The sequence below is a fragment of the Pseudomonas tremae genome, assembly GCF_001401155.1.
GTDB lineage: Bacteria > Pseudomonadota > Gammaproteobacteria > Pseudomonadales > Pseudomonadaceae > Aquipseudomonas > Aquipseudomonas tremae.
In genome coordinates this window covers 1-21,111 of the sequence record NZ_LJRO01000467.1, presented here as the reverse complement: position 1 = coordinate 21,111, position 21,111 = coordinate 1, and the positions used below count along the sequence as shown (strand labels likewise).

The following is a 21,111-nucleotide window of genomic DNA, read 5'->3' as shown; positions in this document are numbered from 1 at the left end:
ATCGCTTCCACGCTCCAGCGTGGTAGCGCAGCCCTGGACGCTCCGCGCCCGATCTTCAGCCCCTGACGGACGACGAAGCCTCACTACCTGCATCGCACGAGAAGCGTCTTCCCTGAACCCCAAGCAACCTCAGCTACGCAGCAAACCTTCAGGCGTCAGCCCCACACCACGCCACTCAAACGCAACAGGCCAGAGCTGCTGATCTATCTGCGCATCAGCCCATAATTTGCCAAACGAGACACCCACTCCCGGATGCTCACGTTCGGGGGCGATCAATGCAAGTGGGCGCAAAACGAAGGCGTTCTTGAGGATCTCAGCCCTCGGCAGTATCAGCCCGTCGAAATTGCCAACCTGTTCGCCGTACAGCAGCACGTCGATATCCAGCGGCAGACCCACACGATCAGGCGCATATCGACCGTTGTCCGCCTCGATGAATTTCAGGCGGCGGTCGAGCTCGGTCAGCGGCAGCTCGGTCAGCGCCGAAACCACCAGATTGAAGAATGGCCCGCTCTTGATGCCCACTGCATGGCTCTCGAACACCGGCGAGCAAGTCATGTCGGTCAAAAAACCATCCAGCGCCTCAAGCCCCGCCTGCAGGTGCCGCTCACGCTCGATGTTGCTCCCCAGACCGAGGAAAATCCGGGTCAGCGACATCCGCGCTCGATCTCCACGCCGACGCCGGAGGCGGCAGCAACGGCGCCCGGCTTGGTCACTTTCAGACGCAGCCAGGGGATATTGAATTCGCTCATCAGCACTTCAGCCAGACGTTCGGCGAAGGTCTCGACCAGTTGAAACTGCGCCTGCTCGGCAAACGCCTGAATGCGTGCTGAAACACTGGCGTAGTCGAGCGCCTTGCTCAGGTCGTCACCCGCAGCGGCAGGGCGATTGTCCCAGGCAAAAACGAGGTCCAGACGTAGGCACTGACGAATGCCGCGCTCCCAGTCATACGCGCCGATGACGGTATCGACCTCAAGGCCCTCAATGAAAACTCTGTCCAAGCACTACTCTCCACTGCACGACAAGGGCGCGATGCGCCGTTAGAATCAGGGCATCCTCGCCCGGAATGGTTAGCATGTTTTGGTTACTGGCGACTTTCGCCTACCTGCTCGGCTCACTGTCCTTTGCCATCCTGCTCAGCCGTCTCAGTGGCAGCCCGGACCCGCGCGCCAGCGGTTCCGGCAATGCCGGCGCCACCAACATGTTGCGTCTGGCCGGAAAGAAACTGGCCATCCTTACTCTGCTCGGCGACCTCTGCAAGGGCATGGTTCCGGTACTTCTCGCCGGCGCCTGGGGCCTTGATCCATCGCAACAAGGCTGGCTCGGCGTCTGCGCCGTGCTCGGCCACCTGTTCCCGCTGTACTTCAGGTTTCGCGGCGGCAAAGGCGTGGCAACTGCTGCCGGCGTATTGCTCGGGCTATATCCACCTGCAGCAGCACTGGCGATAGTCGCCTGGCTGCTGACCTTCTACCTGACCCGAACCAGCTCGCTTGCGGCGCTGATCGCCACGCCCCTGACGCTGCCGTTACTGGCCTGGCAGGAACCTCACGCCTTGCTGCCAATGAGCGTGCTGACCCTGCTCATCGTCTGGCGCCATCGCGGCAATCTACGCGACCTGCTCGCCGGGCGCGAACGGCATTTCTGAGCGAAAGTGCAAAAACGCCACCCTCACGCACGTTCAGATTCCCGACAACTGCTCCATAGGCCAGCGCGCCTGCACACTGATGCTCAAATCTTCCTTCTGCCCTGCCTGCAGACGCTGGCAGCCGGCAAAGGCGATCATCGCGCCGTTGTCAGTGCAGAATTCCGGCCGGGCGTAATAAACATGCCCACGCAGGTCGCCTAGCATGCTCTCCAGCGAAACCCGCAGCGCCTTGTTGGCACTGACGCCGCCAGCGATGACCAGGCTCTTGAGCCCGGTCTGCTTGAGCGCGCGCTTGCACTTGATGGTCAAAGTCTCCACCACCGCCTGCTGGAAGGCCAGCGCGATGTCGCAGCGGGTTTGCTCACTGTCGTCTCCAGCACTCTGGCGCTGCTGCCAGGTATTGAGCGCAGAGGTTTTCAACCCGCTGAAACTGAATGCCAGCCCCGGGCGATCAGTCATCGGCCTGGGGAAGACAAAACGCCCCGGCACACCCTTCATGGCCGCCTTCGAGATCTCCGGGCCACCGGGATACTGCATGCCCATCATCTTCGCGGTCTTGTCGAACGCTTCGCCTGCGGCATCATCCAGCGTCTCGCCCAGCAGCTCGTACTGGCCGATGCCGTCGACACGCACCAGCTGGGTATGACCACCTGACACCAGCAGAGCGACGAACGGAAACTGCGGCGGGTTCTCTTCCAGCATCGGGGCCAGCAAATGGCCCTCCATGTGGTGAACACCCAGCGCGGGAATATCCCACGCAAATGCCAGCGCCTGAGCGCACGACGCACCGACCAGCAACGCACCCACCAGGCCAGGACCGGCGGTGTATGCAATAGCATCGATATCCGTGGCAACACAGTCGGCTTCGGCCAGTGTCTGGCGGATCAGGGGCAGCATGCGCTTGACGTGATCACGCGAGGCAAGCTCCGGCACTACCCCGCCGTAAGCGCGGTGCAGGTCGATTTGACTGAATAATGCGTCTGCCAGCAAACCGCGTTCGCTGTCATATAACGCGACGCCGGTTTCGTCGCAGGAGGTTTCTAATCCCAGTACTAGCATGGGTTGCGCCTTGTTGGGGGCAGGTTTGAAGGCGCGCATAATAGTCGCCACCCGAGGTGCCGACCAGCGGTTTTCGATCAGAGGCTTTGCATTCCTCTCAATGAGGGGTTAACATCCGCAACCCTTAAAAACCGACGTACTTTTGTGCAGTGTTTGCACTAAGCGTTGACCCCGGTAATGAATGAAGGTAGCTCTGGATGCCAGCCGTCAAAGTTAAAGAGAACGAACCCTTCGACGTAGCTCTGCGTCGTTTCAAGCGCTCCTGCGAAAAAGCCGGTGTTCTGGCTGAAGTTCGTAGCCGCGAATTTTACGAGAAGCCGACTTCGGAGCGTAAGCGCAAGGCAGCAGCTGCTGTCAAACGCCACGCCAAGAAAGTCCAGCGCGAACAGCGCCGCGCCGTTCGTCTGTATTAATTTACAGACTTTCGTCGCAAGCTTCTGCCTTGCCCGGCCACACAGCCGGGCTGTCGGCAGTTAAAGCTTTGCTGTTTTGCGTTAGCTAGATTGATTGAACTGTCCAGGCCGCCGATGCGACCCATACATCCAGTCAAGCACGTCCAGCCTGTTCACAGGCAGCATTGGTCACGCCCACTCGGGCAGCAGATCGACCAATGACAAGACGAGTATGCCTTGATGACTTCGCAAGAAGCTCAGCCAAGGCAGCGTCGTTTCAGGCAACTGGAATGCGCATTCAAGCCTTTGGCTCGATGACCTGTCTGCACAATCACTTGTCCCCTTTTATTCAAGAACACAGCACCGACCTTCGGATGCAAAGACGTGCCCGCTTGTTGCCTTTTCAATGCAAAAAGACGGCTGACAGGCTGACGGAACGCTCGTAGAGTCTCCCGATACTTCTGCAACACGCTTGAATGACGAGAACGCCATGGCCGGGCTGATCCCCCAGAGCTTTATCGACGACCTTCTGAACCGCACCGACATTGTCGATGTTGTCAGTTCGCGCGTGCAGCTCAAGAAATCCGGCAAGAACTACAGCGCGTGCTGCCCTTTTCACAAAGAGAAGACACCCTCTTTCAGCGTCAGTCCGGACAAACAGTTTTACTACTGCTTTGGCTGCGGCGCAGGCGGCAACGCACTCGGCTTCATCATGGACCACGACAACCTGGATTTCCCCCAGGCTGTCGAAGACCTCGCCAAAGCCGCCGGCATGGAAGTGCCCCGCGAACAGGGGGTCAAGGGTCAGAAGCCTCGTCAGCCGACCGATTCTCCGCTTTACCCGCTGCTGACCGCTGCCGCAGAGTTCTATCGTCAAGCCCTGAAAAGCCATCCATCGCGCAAGGCAGCGGTGGATTACCTCAAGGGCCGTGGTCTTTCCGGTGAAATAGCCAGGGATTTCGGCCTGGGCTTCGCGCCGCCTGGCTGGGACAACCTTTACAAGCACCTGAGCAGCGATTCGTTACAGCAAAAGGTCATGATCGACGCAGGCCTGCTGATCGAGAACGCCGAAACCGGCAAACGTTATGACCGCTTCCGCGACCGGGTCATGTTTCCGATCCGCGACTCCCGAGGCCGGGTCATCGCCTTTGGCGGGCGCGTGCTGGGTGATGACAAACCCAAGTACCTGAACTCCCCGGAAACACCTGTTTTCCACAAGGGCCAGGAGCTCTACGGGCTGTTCGAAGCGCGCAAATTCAATCGCAACCTCGATGAAATCATTGTCGTTGAAGGCTACATGGACGTGATCGCCCTGGCCCAGCAAGGCTTGCGCAATGCCGTGGCCACGCTGGGCACCGCCACCAGCGAAGAGCATCTGAAACGCCTGTTCAGGGTCGTGCCGAACGTCTTGTTCTGTTTCGACGGCGATCAGGCCGGGCGCAACGCAGCATGGCGAGCGCTTGAGGCTACCCTGTCGAACCTTCAGGACGGTCGGCGGGCGCGCTTTCTGTTCCTGCCTGAAGGCGAAGACCCGGACACACTGGTGCGCTCCGAAGGCACCGACGCGTTCAAGGCGCGCATCAATCAACATGCCCAGCCGCTGGCCGACTATTTTTTCGAGCAACTGACCAAAGAATCCGACCCGCGCTCGCTTGAAGGCAAAGCGCACATGGCCACGCTCGCAGCACCATTGATCGATAAAGTGCCAGGCGCCAACCTGCGTATTCTGATGCGTCAGCGCCTGACCGAAATAACCGGGCTCACTGGCGAGGCCGTCAGCCAGCTGGTGCAAAGCGCACCCGCTGATGCGCCGCCAAGCTACAACCCGTATGTCGATTACGATGCGATGCCTGACTTCGCCGACTATCAGCCACAGGGCGGCTACGAACAGCCGCAGGAATGGACGGCGAAGAAAACCGGCGGCCCGAATCAAAAAAAATGGGACAACAAGCCCTGGGGCAAAAAAGGCAAGCGTCAGGACTTCGAACCGCGCACGCCACGCCTCCCGACAGCGGTCGAGCCGCCGATGCAGGCCGCCTTGCGGACACTGCTGCACCACCCGGAACTCGCCGAAAAGGTCGAAAATGCCAGCCATTTCGCGGCAGAAGACCAGTCAATCGCACAATTACTTGTCGCGCTCATCGAAGCGAGGCAAAAGAATCCCAACCTGCGGTCGTTACAGTTGATAGCACGATGGCATGGGACCGAGCAGGGCCGCTTGTTGCGTGCCCTGGCCGAAAAGGAGTGGCTGATTGAGGCCGACAACCTTGAACAACAGTTTTTCGACACTATAACTAAGCTATCGGCGGACCAACGTTCGCGAAATATTGATCAATTGATCAGAAAAGATCGTGACACCGGCCTGACGGCCGAAGAGAAAGCGCAGCTTGTAAAGCTGCTCAGTCGTAATGATTCTGCACAAAACCCGACCTCAACTGGCGCGTGAGGTCATAGCTCGGGTATAATCCTCGGCTTGTTTTTTGCCCGCCAAGACCTTCAGTGGATAGGGTGTTATGTCCGGAAAAGCGCAACAGCAATCTCGTATCAAAGAGTTGATCACCCTGGGTCGTGAGCAGAAGTATCTGACTTACGCAGAGGTCAACGACCACTTGCCCGAGGATATTTCAGATCCCGAGCAGGTGGAAGACATCATCCGCATGATCAACGACATGGGGATCCCGGTACACGAGAGTGCTCCGGATGCGGACGCCTTGATGCTGGCCGACGCCGATACCGATGAGGCAGCCGCTGAAGAAGCGGCCGCAGCATTGGCAGCGGTCGAGACCGACATCGGGCGCACCACCGATCCCGTTCGTATGTACATGCGTGAAATGGGCACCGTTGAGCTTCTGACCCGTGAAGGCGAAATCGAAATCGCCAAACGTATCGAAGAAGGCATCCGTGAAGTGATGGGCGCAATCGCGCACTTCCCTGGCACGGTTGACCATATTCTTTCCGAGTACACACGTGTCACCAGCGAAGGCGGTCGCCTCTCCGATGTATTGAGCGGTTATATCGACCCGGACGACGGCATTGCGCCGCCTGCCGAAGTGCCTCCGCCCGTCGACCCCAAAGCCGCCAAGGCAGAAGGTGACGACGAAGAGGAAGAGTCGGCAGACGCCAGCGATGAAGAAGACGAGGTCGAGAGCGGCCCTGATCCGGTCATCGCCCAGCAGCGCTTCGGTGCGGTTTCCGATCAGATGGAAATCACCCGCAAGGCACTGAAGAAGCTTGGCCGCGACGACAAGCACGCCATTGCCGAAATGGTTGCACTTGCCGAACTGTTCATGCCGATCAAACTGGTTCCAAAACAGTTTGAAGGTCTGGTAGAGCGTGTGCGTGGTGCCCTAGAGCGCCTTCGTGCCCAGGAACGCGCCATCATGCAGCTGTGTGTACGTGATGCACGTATGCCGCGCGCCGACTTCCTGCGCCAGTTCCCAGGCAACGAAGTTGACGAAAGCTGGACTGACGCACTGGCCAAAGGCAAGAGCAAGTACGCCGAAGCCATTGCTCGTCTGCAACCTGATATCCAGCGTTGCCAGCAGAAGCTGTCTGCACTGGAAGAAGAGACCGGCCTGAAAATCGCCGAGATCAAGGACATCAATCGTCGCATGTCGATCGGTGAGGCCAAGGCCCGCCGCGCGAAGAAAGAGATGGTTGAAGCGAACTTGCGTCTGGTGATCTCCATCGCCAAGAAGTACACCAACCGTGGCCTGCAATTCCTCGATCTGATCCAGGAAGGCAACATCGGCTTGATGAAGGCTGTGGACAAGTTCGAATACCGTCGTGGTTACAAGTTCTCGACGTATGCCACATGGTGGATCCGTCAGGCGATCACTCGCTCGATTGCCGACCAGGCACGCACCATTCGTATTCCGGTGCACATGATCGAGACGATCAACAAGCTCAACCGTATTTCCCGCCAGATGCTGCAGGAAATGGGTCGTGAACCGACTCCGGAAGAGCTGGGCGAACGCATGGAAATGCCTGAGGACAAAATCCGCAAGGTACTGAAGATCGCCAAAGAGCCGATCTCCATGGAAACCCCGATCGGTGACGACGAAGATTCGCACCTGGGTGACTTCATCGAAGACTCGACCATGCAGTCGCCAATCGATGTCGCCACTGTTGAAAGCCTGAAAGAAGCGACACGCGAAGTGCTGTCGGGCCTCACCGCCCGTGAAGCCAAGGTTCTGCGTATGCGTTTCGGCATCGATATGAATACCGACCACACGCTTGAAGAGGTCGGTAAGCAGTTTGACGTGACCCGCGAGCGGATTCGTCAGATCGAAGCCAAGGCACTGCGCAAACTGCGTCACCCGACCCGAAGCGAGCATCTGCGCTCGTTCCTCGACGAGTAATCGCACTAGCGCGTCACCAAAACCCCCGGCCTGCCGGGGGTTTTGCGCTTCTGGCGAACTAGAATCCCCTCCAGACTGACCGATATGCAACCTGGTCGACATTACGCGCTGTCAGCCATCGGTCTAATTGCAGGCCTCGGCGAATTGACCTACAACTATGTATCTACCCGGATACAGCGCTTTCGGGGCAGGCACTGGTTCGACACCTGGCCCAAGGCCGCGCCACAACATCTCAGTAATGATCAGACACGGAAGTGAACCACTTATGCGTGGACCAATGATCGACATTAGCGACCGGGAAGCCCTGCGTCTGTCAGAAGGCAGGTTTGCGACGGTCTTCGCCCAATGCCCGGACGCAATGATCATAGCCAGCCTCATTGATGGGCACATCATGGATGCCAACGAGGCGTTCGTCGAACAGACGGGGCTTGCCATAGATGACGTGATCGGCAAAACCCCCACCGAGCTGGACCTATGGGCGGTGCCCGGGATGGGGCCGAAGATTCTTCAGCAACTGCAAACCGGCGATATCCACAATCTTGAGATCCCCTTCCGTCGCCATAACGGCGAAACCTTTTCAGGGCTCATGTCAGCGCAACCGCTTGATCAGGGTTCCACGAAAGCGGTGCTAGTGGTCGTTCGAGACATCACCCAGCTCAAACTGGCGCAACAGCAATTGCAAATGTCCGAAGAGAAGTTCGCCAAGGCGTTCCATGCTTCGCCCGACGGGCTAGGCATCACCCGCCAACTGGACGGAATGATGCTGGAGGTCAATGAAGGTTTCTGCCAGATCACCGGGTATGACGAACAATACTGCCTTGAGCACTCGACGTTCGATCTGGGCATCTGGGCTGATCTGAACGAGCGTTATCAACTCATCGAACAAATGAAGCGTAATGGCTCGGCCCGGGACTTCCGCGCCCGGCTGCGCACTGCCAGCGGTGCTATCAAGCTGTGCGAGCTGTCCTCGCAACCGCTTATCATTGCTGGCGAAGAGTGCCTGCTGACCATTTCGCGGGACATTACCCAAAGTCAGCAAATGCAGGAAAAGCTGCTGCTGGCCGCAACGGTTTTCGAGAGCACGGCCGAAGGCGTACTGATCACCGACACCTTCCAGCGTATCAGTGCCGTCAACCGCGCCTTTACTGAAATAACCGGGTACAGCGAAAGCGACGCCATCGGCCAAACACCTCGTCTGCTTGCTTCAGGCCAGCATGACAGCGCTTTCTACGCCTCCATGTGGCATCAATTGACAGCGGAAGGCCATTGGCAAGGCGAGATCAGCAACCGGCGCAAGAACGGCGAGCTGTACCCAAGCTGGCTGACGATCAGCGCCGTACATAACAAAGAAAACCTGCTCACCCACTTCGTCGCAGTGTTTGCAGACATTTCCAGCCTCAAGCAGGCCCAGGCGCGCCTGGACTACCAGGCCCACCACGACCCGCTCACCGGCCTGCCCAACCGCACCCTGTTCGAGAGTCGCCTTCAGTCAGCGTTACTGCACAGCGAAGAGTCCGGCAGCCTTGGCGCCGTTCTGTTCCTTGACCTGGATCGCTTCAAACACATCAATGACAGCCTGGGCCACCCGGTGGGCGATCTATTGCTCAAGGGCATCGCCCATCGGCTCAAGGAAACCCTGCGCGACATCGATACCGTGGCGCGCCTCGGCGGCGACGAGTTCATCGTCCTGCTGCCTGGCCTGCTGCACGCCAGCGACGCCAAAGCCATCGCCACCAAACTGCTGGCCTGTTTCAGCACGCCGTTCGAGTTAGGTGAGCACGAGCTGTATATCAGCTCGAGCATCGGCAGCTGCGTGTTCCCCACCGATGGCACCGATGTAGCTACCCTGGTCAAAAATGCCGACGCCGCCATGTACCGCTCCAAGGCACAGGGCCGCAACCGGGTCGAGTGCTACACCCGCGACCTCACCGAACAGGCCAGCGAGCGCATAGCGCTCGAGCAGGAATTGAGAAGAGCACTGGACCGCAATCAGCTGAGCCTGGCCTTCCAGCCCAAGATCAGCCTCCTCGACGGCACACTGGTAGGCGCAGAGGCACTGATCCGCTGGAGCCACCCTACCCTCGGCGAAGTCCCGCCCGAACATTTCATTCCGCTTGCGGAAGAAAACGGCATGATCCTGCAGATTGGCGATTGGGTGCTGGAGCAGGCGTGCCTGAAAATGGGCAAATGGCGCAAGACCTTCAAACTGTTCGGGCCGGTATCGGTCAACCTGGCCGGCGCCCAACTGCGCCAGCCAAACCTGGTCGAACGCATCGAGCGACTGCTTGCCGACAACGGCTTGGTTCCTAACTGCCTGCAACTGGAAATCACCGAAAACTTCATCATGAGCCAGACCCAGGAAGCACTGGCCGTGCTGCACAAACTGAAAAACCTTGGCGTCCAGCTGGCCATCGACGACTTCGGAACCGGCTACTCCTCACTGAGCTACCTCAAGCGGCTGCCGCTAGACATCCTCAAGATCGACCAGTCCTTCATACGCGGCCTCCCGGAAGACACCCACGACGCCGCCATCGTCCGCGCCATCATCGCACTCGGCCGCAGCATGCAACTGACCGTAATCGCCGAGGGCGTCGAAAACAGCGAACAGCAGAAATTCCTCACCGACGAAGGCTGCGAACAGATCCAGGGCTACATCATCAGCCTGCCCCTCAACCCCGACGAATTCAGCACGAAATTTCTTCTTATGAATGTTTCGGACTTTTCGGATAGCACAGCCGCGAAACCGCCGTTATAATCCGCGACCTACTGAGGGCCCATAGCTCAGTTGGTTAGAGCAGAGGACTCATAATCCTTTGGTCCACGGTTCGAGTCCGTGTGGGCCCACCATACTCAAAGCCGCGCATTGCGCGGCTTTTTCATGTCTGCAGTAAAAACAGCTAGACCAGTCCTATAGTCCAAAGGTACAAATTCAGTACAGTGCCGGTACAGCGGTACGCTTTGGGAGCAGGAAAAGATGGCCACCATCGTCAAAACGGCAGCCGGCACCTGGAAGGCCTTGGTACGCAAAACTGGCTGGCCGACCAACACCAAAACCTTCCGCACCAAGCGCGATGCAGAAGACTGGGCGCGCCGCACCGAAGACGAAATGGTCAGAGGCGTTTATATCCAGCGCAGCGGCTCCGAGCGCATGACTTTGGAAATGGCGCTGAAACGCTACCTCAGCGAAATCAGCCCCACCAAGAAGCCGACCACGCAGCGCGCCGAAGCCACCAAAGCCCAACAGCTGATTAGCCACCTGGGTAAATACTCCATGGCCGCCCTCTCTGCTGAAATCATCGCCGGCTACCGCGACACCCGCCTAGCCTCGATCACCAATCGCGGCAAACCCACCAGCAACAACACCGTGCGCCTGGAGCTGGCATTGCTGAGCCACCTGTTCACCGTGGCGATTCAGGAATGGGGCCTGGGGCTCAGCTTCAACCCGGTGCTGAACATCCGTAAACCGAGCCCCGGCGAAGGCCGCGACCGACGCTTATCCGCAGAAGAGGAACGCCGCCTGCTGACAGCAGTGAACAATCACAGTAACCCCATGCTTGGCTGGATCGTCCGTATCGCCCTGGAAACCGGCATGCGCTCTTCTGAGATCACATCCCTGCGCAGACATCAGGTCGACATGAAAAAGCGCGTGGTGCGTCTCTCCGACACCAAGAACGACAGCGCACGCACCGTCCCACTCAGCAAATGGGCCACTGAGACCTTCCAGGCAGCGCTGAACAACCCAATATGTCCGATTGACTGTGACCTGGTGTTCTTTGGCGAACCAGGCAAAAACGGCAAACGCAGCCCCTACGCCTTCACCAAGACCTGGGGTTTGCTGAAAACCAAGCTGGGTATGCCTGATCTTCGCTTCCACGATCTGCGCCATGAGGCTGTAAGCCGATTGGTCGAGGGCGGCCTATCCGACCAAGAGGTGTCCGCCATCAGCGGGCACAAGTCGATGCAGATGCTCAAGCGCTACACGCACCTGCGGGCTGAGGACCTAGTCAGTAAATTGGACAAACTGGACACCAGGCAATCCTGACGTCATCACCAGTCCTTAACAGCTCCAGCCACGTTTCTCCCGGCTGAGAATCCGCCGGGACAAAAGCGGCTACCACTAGAAAAGATTCCAGGGCTAACTGCCGCCAATCAGGCGAGCTAGTCCATCTACCGTGCCCTTGCTAAGCCCCACTTCTTTTGCGATGGCTGCGATTGGCAGCCCACGCCTCAACCCATCTCGAATATCGTCCCGAATGCGCTCAGACACCTGAGCCTCGCCGGTTATCGGATTAAGGTAACTACCCGCAAGATGAGTATTCAGCAGCTCCTCCAAACTCTTTTTGGCTTTGAATATGGTCTGACGCTTAACACCCACGCGCCTTGCCATTTCCGACTGACTGAGCCCCTCACCATGCATGAGCCAGATTTTTTCACGCAACCCCATCGACGTACCGCTGACTGAAGCTATGGCATGCAGGCCTGAATGCACCTGGTCATAGGCTGTCTTCCGTACTTCCTGCATGTCAGCAGCATCAGGAGGACGAAAATTGATCGCAAACTCTGACCTTGCCGAGCCCATCAGCACCGCGAGTTGGCGCTGAAATGCAGGTTTGTAACGCAGATCCGCATGATATTTGGGTGACCCAGGTTTGTGGATTGAGCAATAACGCTGACTTAGATTCCCAGCCCACACTCGCTCGGCGTTGAATCGTTCAAATATACGACTGATTTCTGCAGCTTCTGATTTCGATATCACCGCTGCTGTGGGAGGAAGGTGCCGGCTTGTTTTCAGCATCAGCGCCTGCGCCCATCTGACGCCCTGTTCATCCTCAGCAAGAATGCGCGAACGCAGCACTGCTCTAACCTCTTGCCGCTCTTCGGCGTCAATCTCCTGCAGCTTTTTAGACCTGATGCTTTCTCGCCAACAGAGCTCACAGTAGGCCGTGCCTTGGGGCCGGGTGCGGTCATCTATCAGCGCATCACAATCCCTAAGAGCTTTGGTGAGCTTTGGCCTGAAGTGCCTGAACAATCGAAACAACTCACGCACTGACTCAAGAGCACCACATATAACAGCAGTCTCAGGAAGCGGCGCACCTGAAGGCCCAAGCAAGCTGCGTATTGCAAATCTCAAGTTTGAATCCCAGCGTTGCAGGTTCAGGAGCTGCCAGTCGATCTCGGGCATGCTTTCTGGTTTTGCGCCCACAAAATCACTCGCCACAATCTCAACAGCCAGCGCGGTATCTCTATTTTCGGCTGGACTCATGTAGGGAGCGGCCCAGAAATGTGGCGGCCGCTGCGACATCTCCGATAGAGGAACTCCAGCCAGCAACACCCTTGCCCACTCGCCGTTGTAGCTTTCGATGCAGTCCTCAAAGGCCCCATCAAGGTACTTCCGAACCAAGGGCCAGATTGGATAGCGCCTGGAGGTAAGACTGGACGACGCCGAAATCCCCGAAAGAACTGCTTTAAAGCCCGAACCGAAATCAGACGAGCAACGGGGGTCGCTGGTGAAGCTAGTCAGCAGGTGATCAAGGTAATCAGCGCGAGCCATGTCAGCCTAAAAGTCAAAAACACTCATCTCATTCTAGGCGTAATTACTCGTAGTGTTCCACCTACATTACTCAAGTAGGTGCAGGAACATGACAACAGAAGAACTAATCCTGACCAGCAATGGCGGCTCTCCCCTCCTCTCACTATCGCAGGTAGCAGAGATCCTTCACCGCAGCCCTGAGGGACTGCGCATCACCCTGTCCGGCGACAATGAAATCGCCCGAAACCTAAAGCCATGCAGGATCAAGATTGGCCGCCGCGTTTACTTCCGCGTCGCCGGCGTCGCTCGCTTTATTGACGAAGCTTAAGAACTGCCCGTGTCGACCCTGGCTGCACTTACACGACTGAAAGAGTCACGTTCCAATCGGCCGTCCACTCGACCAGTAGCACAGCATGATGCCCGCCAGCTTGAGATCCAGCTGACTAGCTGGCCAGATGAGGTGAGGGGCGTCCCCAATATCACTCTGCGCTCAGCGCTCTTTGGCTCAAGTCGATCCAGTAGCCAGACGTACCTGCAGCGAGCCGAAATTTACACTCAACGGCCTACGCGGATGAGATATACCGGACCGCGACTAGACCAAGGCGACCTGGATGTCTGGATCACGCTGTTGCACATCGCACGACGGAAAACGATGGGGAAATCCTTCAAGACCAGTGCGTACGAGCTTCTGAAGCAACAAGGAAAGACCGACGCCGGCAACAACAGGAAAACACTCTACAAGCGCCTTTTCCGACTCGCAGCAGCCACGCTTGAGATAAGCGCAACACGACATTCCTACACCGGTGGTCTGGTAGACTCGATCTACAGGGACGAAATCACGCATGAGCTGGTCATCTCCCTTAACCCCGAGTTAAGCAAGCTGTTTGGGCCAAACGAATTCACCCACATTGACTGGTCTATTCGCCGGAGTCTGAACTCCAAGCCACTCGCACAATGGCTGCACGGCTTTTTATCCAGCCACGCCGAGCCCATACCCATGTCGGTGGACACAATTATGCTGATGGCTGGCAGCCTTGACGCCTCACCATCCAGTCGGGAGCAAAACCTCCGCAGAGCACTGGACGCATTACAGCTCGCCAGCGACCTGCATGGGCAGCCGTTCAGCTATGAGATCTGCGGTGGCCTCGTACACATCAAACGAACACCAAGCAGCAGCCAATCCCGGCATCTGGGGAGAAAGGGCAGTAGATCCAAACGGAAAATAGATACCGTACCGTTGGCTAGGCAGTACCGTACTGTCGACTAGGAATTACCGTACCGTTGGCTAGAAAATACCGTACCGTTGGCTAAATTATCCACAGGCTAAATCCGCTGCATCCCACGGAGCTACTGGGCTCCGCAACAAGTGTGTGATGCCTTAATCCTTTCTAATCATTTTAATCTGGCTCGGTGATCTCGATGAGCATGATCGAAACAAGCAGCGGCAATGTCTACGCCGACCTTCGTCATCCAACAGCCAAGGCAATGCTGGCTAAAGCCCAGTTAGTGACCGCAATGACCCAGGCCATCGAGGCAAAGGGAATAACTCTCGATCATGCAGCCAGGCTGATGGGTGTGCCTCTGGATGAACTGAGCAAGCTAATGGCCGGTCAATTCCAGGGACGCTCAACAGGCGAACTGGAACGCATGCATAAGGAGGTTCAGCAATGCAGGAAGATATGACCATCGTAACTGTCGAACACCCCAGCTACTGGCGGGACTACTTCGCCAACCTGACCAAAAATCCGCTAGGACTGGCCGTCTGGCGGGGGATTTTCGACGACACAGAACTAAGCGAATTCATAACCCTGCCAGGCGAGTCCATCGAGGACGCCACCCTGCGCCACCAGCGCAAGCTGATAGCCATGCTAGAAGCTCTTGAGGAGATCCAGCCACCCGAGCTGGAATGGCTGATCACCAGACTACGGCAAGAGCTAAAGCTGTAGCCTCTTTCATACTGATTACCGCTCCAGACCTGGCTCGTCACGCTCCTGCTCTTTCGTGACGCGACGTGACTCAGACTCGATCTGCATCTGCTCCAGCGTTAAAGGAGTATTAGCCCGCTCATTATCAGGCCTCTGCGTCTGGTCATTCACATGCCCCTTCTCAGCCGCCCGCGCCCTCATCTGATCGATGCTGACAACATTCTGACCCCGAGCATGCCCTTGGTCTTTAACATGGCCTTGCTGAGCAGCCTTGGCCTTCATCTGCTCCATTGCGCTCGGCTTTTTGGTTGACTCTTGCTCGCTCTGCCGTTGAAGTTGATTAATCAACCGATCACTCTCGTCGCGTTTCGCTTGCTCCATTCGGCGGCTTTGCACTTGAGCCGCTTTCTCCTGCTCCAGACGCTCCTTTTTATCCTGCAAGGCTTGTGCTTCTTTCTCTGCCTCCGGGCCCTTGCCCTGGGATATCTGGTTTTCTCGACGTTCGTTCTGCTGGGAAAGCGCTGTGGCGATCCGTCCAGCTTCCTCTCTACTGGCCTGCTCGGCCTTCTCCTTACCTTGTTTTGAGTTCTGTACCATGTCGTTTTGGCTCCTGTCTTGGACGGCTTTTATGCTGGTATCAAATGAGCTTCCGCCTGTCTTGACTCGCTCTGCAATGCGCCGCTCACGTTCAGCCTCAAGGCTGATGATTTCAGCTCCTGCACTCGGCACTTCACGCCGCAAAGCTTCACGGGATTGAGAAAGCTCGGCACGGGCCTGGCGGAAGTCGATCACCTTGGCGCGCTGCCCTGGATCTCTCCACTCGCTGGGCAGATGTTTACGCTCTGGCACTAGCCCAGTATTCCGCTCTGCATGGCTACGCATGTCGATCCGTTCAACCGCTCCAGCCTGCTCCAAATGCGAATTGCAGGTCTTCTCCCAACGGTCGCGCAGCTGACGCAATTCAGCTTTGCGCTCTGCCGCACTTAAGGTAAGCCCAGCACTTGGGCCATAGCCCTTGCGGGCTCCACCAGCTGCTGGGTTCTTTGCGTTATAGCGTTTGAAATACTGCTCCGGGTCACGCTCGATACGATCCCGCTGGCGCTCGCTGAACATCAAATGCACGTGCGGCTGCTCGCCACCATCTGCAGCCTTTGGCGTGTGGATGGCCCACTGATAAGCATGGCGATCACCAACCTCCTTGCGCACGAAATCACGCACTAGGTTAGCTCGCTGCTGGGGTGACAACTCACGCGGCAGGGCTATTTCCATTTCACGGTAAGTTGTGCCGTTTTTACGCTCATTGCGGTCAGCAGCATTCCAGAACTCTTGCGGGCAGTGCTGCGCCCAAACCGGCATATTCCCCGACTCGGTAGCCTCCAACTTTTCGTTCTGATCAAGCCTGGCCGCGTACTTACCTTCTCGGGCGATATAGGCCGCGTGCGGGCCCGCCTTACCGGCTTTTCCCACCTTCATACTCAAACGCCCAATGGCCATTTCTGCTTTGCCTCTGCGCTCCTGAATTTTCGCGGGCGCGAAAATACGCCTCCGCTGTGCGCTTGGTTTTTCGCGCCCGCGAAAATTTTGCTTTTGATTCTGCCCCCGGCAGGGCGCGCTGTTTCTGAGGAACGAAGAAACAACTAAGCGCGCCTTCCAATACTGGAAGGATAAAGCAGTCCGCGCGCACATTAAACATATAATAGTTATAATTAAAACCCTAAAAACAAACTTAGCGTAATTAAGCGAAATGAAAGATAAATGGCTTAGCGAAAGAATTCTCCATATAAAAAATCTGAAATCACCAAGTGATCAACAGCGATTACTCCTGATGCTTTCAGAGAAAATCCCTCGAACAAATGACGAAGAGCGAAAGCTCAGTTTTCTCATCAAGGCAGAGTGGGCAGAAGCCAAGGCACAGAAGGCCAGAAGCGATGTAGCTCGTATTGTTAATGCAGAGAAAGAGTCTGCACGTAAAGCCCGGGACCGCGAGCTCTATCAAGCAGCGGGACTACTCATATTGGCGGGCCTAGTCGATACGAAGACAGGAAGCCCGTTGATTGATCGCGGCGAGTTACTAGGCGCTCTGATTGGGGTTGAGGAAACGTCCGTCACCGATGCGGTGAGGACTGAGTGGAAGCGAACGGGAGACGCACTCCTCGCGAGTCGTGAGCGGCCAAGAAAAAATTAGCGGCTACCAGCCGCACCTTAATCACTTCTTGTATAGGCGATAATAATGAGCACTTCAAAAAATAGTTTTTTTGATGACCCTGTGTCAAAGACAAAGTACTGGCTTCTACATCACGAACAGGAACGAATGCGCACTGTCATCAGGCGCAAGTATGAGGGTGTGCTAGATCCACAAGTTTACTGGATCAGTGGAACGGATACTGAGCATGACGGGCTATCAAATGATCATATCGAAAGAATGGCTCAGAGGCTCTCGCTGTCTCAAATTGGTGTTTTCCTCGCGCAACGTATTTGGGCAAAACGAACTTGGTTGGCTGTTCCGGCGCTGATGCTCATCGGATTATTTTTAACTTATGTTTTAGTGAACAAAGCCGGAACGACAACAAATGACACTCTCATCCCTCTGGCGTTTACGATCACTGTATGGCTTAGCGTTTTGCTGTGTTGTTCTGCAACACTATTTGGCCCTCTGATCGCTCAAATACTCCTGCCAAGAACACCTGTACGTCAGGATGAAATCGACTCAGTGAAAAGCATTATTTCCCGGTGCGTTATTCGTGATTTGGAGCCAGGAACTCCGCCCGATTTGGCAGACCGCGCCCGGCTTTTGGTGACAGACTCCAACGGCCAGTCTGTCACGGGACAAGTACTAGCCACCGACCTAGAGTTTTCCGCTGTTCGCTCTGAATGGATGACCACGAAGGCGGTGCTGTTCATGGTTGGTTTAGTAATGCTAACTCCGGCTCTCGCAATCTCATCGCCCATGCTTGCGGTCTTGGATTATTTCGCCCTTTTGGTTTGGAAACGTGTTGCCTTCTGGATTCCGCGTGATCAGGAAAAAGCACAACCGGCGCAGAAGGAAACGGACCCGTCTGTATTTCTCCTTGTCCTTAAAATAGTCATTATTCCAGCCCTGATTTTTGTGGGACTCTCGGCATCCTATCGTGAACATCTGGACACATTCGTTCGACTGGATGCTCAGCTGATTAATTGGCTATACGTTTTAGGTATGTGGGGTTTCGCAATCTATCTTACCTTCACGGCCAAATCTCCTCTTACGGTTCGCGCAATGCTGCTTGATCAAGCCGTGCGTGAAAGCGGTACCGAGCTGTTAATCGACAAGGCCGGGCGCGCGTATTTCCAGCACTTGGAGGAAGCACGGAATGAGCAGATCAAAAACGCCAAAACGGACAGCTCTCCTTTCATTCAACTCGGAACCAGTACTGGCTTGTTAGCGCAACGACGTGACCCGCTAGCACCTACAGAAGCGGGTATACCGTTTGGCCTGTCGGTTACAGATCTGGCTACTCATGTCGGTGTGCTAGGAGCTAGCGGCACGGGCAAAACTTCAGGGGTCATTCGTCCGCTCACCAAACAGTGGATCGATGGCGATCTAGGAGGTCTTCTGGTGCTCGATGGTAAGGGTGCACTGCCGCTTGAGTTCCATGGTATCGACGGCTACACGCTCATCAGCCCGGACCACGGCCCATTCAATCCTATCTACGAGATGACGCCAGATGCTCTGGCTGATGTTTTGCCCGACGTTTGCGACGACGGGAAAGGAGATACCTTCTGGCGGGACTCTGCCCGCCTGATGCTGCGTATGGCGGCAATCCTAGTGGAAGCACATCCCGATCTTCCCTATACGCTGACACAAATCCAGCAGTTTTGCCTGGCAAGCCATCAAGAGCGAGCGGACTGGCTAGACCCCATATCAAACGAGATTGACCACAGCGGCCGCCTGCTCGCAGCTGCTCACTACTGGTTGTTGGAGTATCCCGATTTCCCAGAGAAGACTGCAGGTTGCATCAGCAACATGCTGAGGACTTGGTTGGGGAACATCCTGCTTCAAGAAAAGCTGGGGCCTTGGGTCAATACAACTGATACCCACTTCAGGGTTGAGGGAGTAATGACCGGCCAGAAAATCGGACTCCTATTACCGGAATCGGAATATGGTATTGGCGGGGTTGCGATCTCGGCCCTATGCATGCGACGAGTCTACGACGCGGTGAAAAAACGCGGCGACAATTGGCAACATCTGGAAGGCCACCGGCCCGTGTTACTTGCAGCCGACGAAGTTCAGAACCTATTGACCAAAGCAGACTTAGAGACTGTTCCTGTAGCACGCAGCCTGGGCCTGTACCTAATGTTTGCAACGCAAAACGTCGACGGGTTATACAAACGCCTGGAGCGTGATGGTGCGGTTCAGATGCTCGGTAACCTGGCCAGCATCATTGCTTTAGCTCCCCGTACAGACGATTCAAACAATTACGTTTCCAAGCGTGGTGGCCATGTGTGGAAGGCCTCAACACAAAGCTTCCAAGGACTACCAGACGCGGCAAGCGACCTTGGCCTATACGCTAACTCCGGTACGGATCAAGCAATGCAATCGACGACGCTGAATCGACAGAGTCGCTTTGGCGCGCCACGTCTGTCTTACGCTATCGGTCTTTGGCACCGTCAGTGGACTCCCAAGGCCATGAACTGGCTGAATGGAATGGTAGTGCCGGATGATTCAACTCAGGCACCACAGCGTCCATCGCTACAGCTAGAGCTATCGCCCCTTATCCAGCCTGATGAGATTGATACGTTGCTCGCCATCCCTGGTACTGCGATAGCAATCATCAATCGTGGACGTATTCAACGTCGGGACGTAATCCGGTTGTATCCGAAAACACAGGGGGGTACTGCATGATGACTACTGAAATTCGTATGCCCGTGATGCGTGAAACAGAGGGTCGCTGGTATTGGCCAGGGTCCACTTCTCCAGCCACCCTCCTTGCACTGGCTCTGCTTTTAGTTGCAGTCGTGTATGCCTACCGATATCCCGCAATGAAAGCTGGCGAGGCCGTTCAACGCCTTGAAGCAATCAATGCGCTAAGCGCCCAATCGGTGCAACACACTGAGGCAGCACTTTCTCGCCTGCAAGTTTTGATAGCGGACCAGCCTGAGTGGCTGCGAGAAGTTGCAACCGAACAGACGTCTAACCTTCAGGCGCAGCTGTCGCGTATCAAAGCGCCAAGCCCGGAACAGGTCCTTCAGAAAGCAGCGGCACAACAGGAAAAATACGATCAGGCACAGCAGCTCATCGAGACATCACCGTTCAAAAATCTTACGAAGCAACAGGTGCCGCTGAGCGTTGAGGGAAAATTATTTCTAAGCGCGCTTGAGGTCAAGCAGCCCTCTCGGTTCGACTATCAGCGCTTGTCAGATGGCGTACTCAATGCCCTACCGGTGTTGCAAGAAGGGTTCAAGCTACAGGCTCAGACTGAGACCCTGGTTCATCGACTAGATGTGCAACTGAACGGCGATAAGGCAGGGGCGCTCGGGCCAGCAGCGGCAACAGAGCAAACTTCCGGTTATTACGATCGAGAACAGCAGTCAGAGCCGCAGCAACCGACACCTACAGCATCCATTGACACGCTCAGCAGCGCGATCCGTAAAGCGGAGAGAGACGCAGAACGCCAGGAGCAACGGGCAAAGTTAGAAGCCCAGAATCAAGCACGTCAGGTAGAGCGGGACGCCCGACAGGCGGAGCAGCAGGCAGAACGCGAGCAACAGAAAGCGCAGCGCCTTTCTATTCAGCGCCAACGTGACACTGATCGCCAGGCCAGCGCAGCCGTCGAGGCTACACGCCGAGCAGAGCAGGACTCCGAGCGCCGACTAGCGGCGGCGAAACGCCAATCGGAAGCTGCGGCAGAAGCGAAGCAAAGGGAATGCACGGCCAGCATCATGGCGAGAGCCAGATGCGCGGCCCAAGGCTACAACCCGCTGACGGGAGCTAAAAATTGATAGCTGTGACAGAACTCCGGGCTGTTTCTACTTCATCGAGGCCTCTTCATTTTCTCGCGCGCGAAAATCATGGACGGTTCGGAACCTCATCTGCGCGCTGAGCAAATAACAGTGCTTGCAGCTCGTTTGGACACTCAACAGTGTGCTTCCAAACGAGCTGGTGAGAGCCAGGGTGACTTGTCGCGCTGGCTCTCACCAGCAACCATAGATTTTCGCGCCCGCGAAA

18 protein-coding genes and 1 tRNA gene are annotated in these 21,111 nt (G+C 56.4%); 14 read left to right on the top strand and 5 right to left on the bottom strand.

Translation table 11 applies throughout. The features are described from left to right. Positions 1 to 129 precede the first annotated feature (129 nt). Both folK and folB read right to left on the bottom strand, forming a co-directional pair. A complete protein-coding gene (gene folK / locus ALO43_RS25910; RefSeq protein WP_024669226.1) occupies positions 130 to 654 on the bottom strand; it encodes a 2-amino-4-hydroxy-6-hydroxymethyldihydropteridine diphosphokinase in 525 nt (174 codons plus the stop codon). Further along, the gene (folB, locus tag ALO43_RS25905; protein ID WP_024669225.1) at positions 645 to 998 is read right to left on the bottom strand and encodes a dihydroneopterin aldolase; all 354 of its coding nucleotides are present in this window, start codon (positions 996 to 998) and stop codon (positions 645 to 647) included. Before folB ends, folK begins: the two co-directional genes overlap by 10 nt. A gap of 74 nt (positions 999 to 1,072) precedes the next feature. Between folB and plsY the strand changes: the two genes are divergently transcribed. After that, entirely contained in the window at positions 1,073 to 1,642 is a 570-nt protein-coding gene (gene plsY / locus ALO43_RS25900; protein WP_005896597.1) for a glycerol-3-phosphate 1-O-acyltransferase PlsY, read from the top strand. A 33-nt stretch (positions 1,643 to 1,675) separates the two neighbouring features. Here the strand turns inward: plsY and tsaD are convergent, their stop codons facing one another. Then, positions 1,676 to 2,701 carry a tRNA (adenosine(37)-N6)-threonylcarbamoyltransferase complex transferase subunit TsaD gene (gene tsaD, locus ALO43_RS25895; protein WP_024669224.1) on the bottom strand — a complete coding sequence of 342 codons (1,026 nt, stop codon included), beginning with the start codon at positions 2,699 to 2,701 and terminating at the stop codon, positions 1,676 to 1,678. 197 nt (positions 2,702 to 2,898) lie between these two features. On the opposite strand from tsaD, the gene rpsU reads away from it, so the two are divergent. The 6 genes from rpsU (at position 2,899) to ALO43_RS25865 (ending at position 11,496) form a co-directional block, all read left to right on the top strand. Further along, entirely contained in the window at positions 2,899 to 3,114 is a 216-nt protein-coding gene (gene rpsU / locus ALO43_RS25890) for a 30S ribosomal protein S21 (RefSeq protein WP_002551877.1), read from the top strand. A 469-nt stretch (positions 3,115 to 3,583) separates the two neighbouring features. Then, positions 3,584 to 5,539 (top strand): DNA primase, encoded by a 1,956-nt coding sequence (gene dnaG, locus ALO43_RS25885; protein WP_054998375.1) that lies wholly within the window; start codon positions 3,584 to 3,586, stop codon positions 5,537 to 5,539. A 67-nt stretch (positions 5,540 to 5,606) separates the two neighbouring features. Beyond that, entirely contained in the window at positions 5,607 to 7,454 is a 1,848-nt protein-coding gene (gene rpoD, locus ALO43_RS25880) for an RNA polymerase sigma factor RpoD (RefSeq protein WP_005896584.1), read from the top strand. Positions 7,455 to 7,731: 277 nt separating this feature from the next. Further along, positions 7,732 to 10,209: a sensor domain-containing protein gene (locus ALO43_RS25875; RefSeq protein WP_054998374.1), complete on the top strand. Its 2,478-nt coding sequence runs from the start codon at positions 7,732 to 7,734 to the stop codon at positions 10,207 to 10,209. 15 nt (positions 10,210 to 10,224) lie between these two features. Next, positions 10,225 to 10,301, top strand: a tRNA-Ile gene (locus ALO43_RS25870). A 127-nt stretch (positions 10,302 to 10,428) separates the two neighbouring features. Next, positions 10,429 to 11,496 (top strand): tyrosine-type recombinase/integrase, encoded by a 1,068-nt coding sequence (locus ALO43_RS25865; protein WP_054998373.1) that lies wholly within the window; start codon positions 10,429 to 10,431, stop codon positions 11,494 to 11,496. A gap of 93 nt (positions 11,497 to 11,589) precedes the next feature. Here ALO43_RS25865 and ALO43_RS29680 read toward each other — a convergent pair whose 3' ends face one another. After that, positions 11,590 to 13,005 carry a MarR family transcriptional regulator gene (locus tag ALO43_RS29680; RefSeq protein ID WP_235662524.1) on the bottom strand — a complete coding sequence of 472 codons (1,416 nt, stop codon included), beginning with the start codon at positions 13,003 to 13,005 and terminating at the stop codon, positions 11,590 to 11,592. An 88-nt stretch (positions 13,006 to 13,093) separates the two neighbouring features. Here ALO43_RS29680 and ALO43_RS25855 point away from each other — a divergent pair, with 88 nt between their 5' ends. The 4 genes from ALO43_RS25855 (at position 13,094) to ALO43_RS25840 (ending at position 14,930) form a co-directional block, all read left to right on the top strand. Further along, complete coding sequence (locus ALO43_RS25855) at positions 13,094 to 13,312, top strand: hypothetical protein (RefSeq protein ID WP_017699295.1); 219 nt, start codon at positions 13,094 to 13,096, stop codon at positions 13,310 to 13,312. A gap of 9 nt (positions 13,313 to 13,321) precedes the next feature. After that, complete coding sequence (gene trfA, locus ALO43_RS25850) at positions 13,322 to 14,251, top strand: plasmid replication initiator TrfA (protein WP_268873851.1); 930 nt, start codon at positions 13,322 to 13,324, stop codon at positions 14,249 to 14,251. 152 nt (positions 14,252 to 14,403) lie between these two features. Then, on the top strand, positions 14,404 to 14,667 hold the full coding sequence (locus ALO43_RS25845) for an XRE family transcriptional regulator (RefSeq protein WP_235662525.1): 264 nt from the start codon (positions 14,404 to 14,406) through the stop codon (positions 14,665 to 14,667). Then, positions 14,652 to 14,930, top strand: coding sequence for a hypothetical protein (locus tag ALO43_RS25840; RefSeq protein ID WP_054998371.1), 279 nt, complete (start codon positions 14,652 to 14,654; stop codon positions 14,928 to 14,930). Before ALO43_RS25845 ends, ALO43_RS25840 begins: the two co-directional genes overlap by 16 nt. A 15-nt stretch (positions 14,931 to 14,945) precedes the next feature. Here ALO43_RS25840 and ALO43_RS25835 read toward each other — a convergent pair whose 3' ends face one another. After that, positions 14,946 to 16,403 carry a MobA/MobL family protein gene (locus ALO43_RS25835; protein WP_217999791.1) on the bottom strand — a complete coding sequence of 486 codons (1,458 nt, stop codon included), beginning with the start codon at positions 16,401 to 16,403 and terminating at the stop codon, positions 14,946 to 14,948. Between the two features lie 250 nt (positions 16,404 to 16,653). On the opposite strand from ALO43_RS25835, the gene ALO43_RS25830 reads away from it, so the two are divergent. Genes ALO43_RS25830 through ALO43_RS25820 form a run of 3 tightly spaced genes read left to right on the top strand, consistent with a single transcriptional unit; the run spans position 16,654 to position 20,885 of the window. Further along, positions 16,654 to 17,094, top strand: a complete 441-nt coding sequence (locus ALO43_RS25830) for a conjugal transfer protein TraD (protein ID WP_054998370.1) — start codon at positions 16,654 to 16,656, stop codon at positions 17,092 to 17,094. A gap of 45 nt (positions 17,095 to 17,139) precedes the next feature. Further along, a complete protein-coding gene (locus ALO43_RS29675) occupies positions 17,140 to 19,788 on the top strand; it encodes a type IV secretory system conjugative DNA transfer family protein (RefSeq protein WP_147461970.1) in 2,649 nt (882 codons plus the stop codon). Beyond that, positions 19,785 to 20,885 (top strand): hypothetical protein, encoded by a 1,101-nt coding sequence (locus ALO43_RS25820; RefSeq protein WP_054998369.1) that lies wholly within the window; start codon positions 19,785 to 19,787, stop codon positions 20,883 to 20,885. The genes ALO43_RS29675 and ALO43_RS25820 overlap by 4 nt, the downstream gene beginning before the upstream one ends. Positions 20,886 to 21,111: the final 226 nt, after the last annotated feature.

What these genes read in the sequence shown, in the direction of transcription:
- folK (WP_024669226.1), bottom strand. Translation starts at nt 654, where the DNA reads ATGTCGCTGACCCGGATTTTCCTCGGTCTGGGGAGCAACATCGAGCGT.
- plsY (WP_005896597.1), top strand. Translation starts at nt 1,073, where the DNA reads ATGTTTTGGTTACTGGCGACTTTCGCCTACCTGCTCGGCTCACTGTCC.
- tsaD (WP_024669224.1), bottom strand. Translation starts at nt 2,701, where the DNA reads ATGCTAGTACTGGGATTAGAAACCTCCTGCGACGAAACCGGCGTCGCG.
- rpsU (WP_002551877.1), top strand. Translation starts at nt 2,899, where the DNA reads ATGCCAGCCGTCAAAGTTAAAGAGAACGAACCCTTCGACGTAGCTCTG.
- dnaG (WP_054998375.1), top strand. Translation starts at nt 3,584, where the DNA reads ATGGCCGGGCTGATCCCCCAGAGCTTTATCGACGACCTTCTGAACCGC.
- rpoD (WP_005896584.1), top strand. Translation starts at nt 5,607, where the DNA reads ATGTCCGGAAAAGCGCAACAGCAATCTCGTATCAAAGAGTTGATCACC.
- ALO43_RS25875 (WP_054998374.1), top strand. Translation starts at nt 7,732, where the DNA reads ATGATCGACATTAGCGACCGGGAAGCCCTGCGTCTGTCAGAAGGCAGG.
- ALO43_RS25865 (WP_054998373.1), top strand. Translation starts at nt 10,429, where the DNA reads ATGGCCACCATCGTCAAAACGGCAGCCGGCACCTGGAAGGCCTTGGTA.
- ALO43_RS29680 (WP_235662524.1), bottom strand. Translation starts at nt 13,005, where the DNA reads ATGGCTCGCGCTGATTACCTTGATCACCTGCTGACTAGCTTCACCAGC.
- ALO43_RS25855 (WP_017699295.1), top strand. Translation starts at nt 13,094, where the DNA reads ATGACAACAGAAGAACTAATCCTGACCAGCAATGGCGGCTCTCCCCTC.
- ALO43_RS25845 (WP_235662525.1), top strand. Translation starts at nt 14,404, where the DNA reads ATGAGCATGATCGAAACAAGCAGCGGCAATGTCTACGCCGACCTTCGT.
- ALO43_RS25840 (WP_054998371.1), top strand. Translation starts at nt 14,652, where the DNA reads ATGCAGGAAGATATGACCATCGTAACTGTCGAACACCCCAGCTACTGG.
- ALO43_RS25835 (WP_217999791.1), bottom strand. Translation starts at nt 16,403, where the DNA reads ATGGCCATTGGGCGTTTGAGTATGAAGGTGGGAAAAGCCGGTAAGGCG.
- ALO43_RS25830 (WP_054998370.1), top strand. Translation starts at nt 16,654, where the DNA reads ATGAAAGATAAATGGCTTAGCGAAAGAATTCTCCATATAAAAAATCTG.
- ALO43_RS29675 (WP_147461970.1), top strand. Translation starts at nt 17,140, where the DNA reads ATGAGCACTTCAAAAAATAGTTTTTTTGATGACCCTGTGTCAAAGACA.
- ALO43_RS25820 (WP_054998369.1), top strand. Translation starts at nt 19,785, where the DNA reads ATGATGACTACTGAAATTCGTATGCCCGTGATGCGTGAAACAGAGGGT.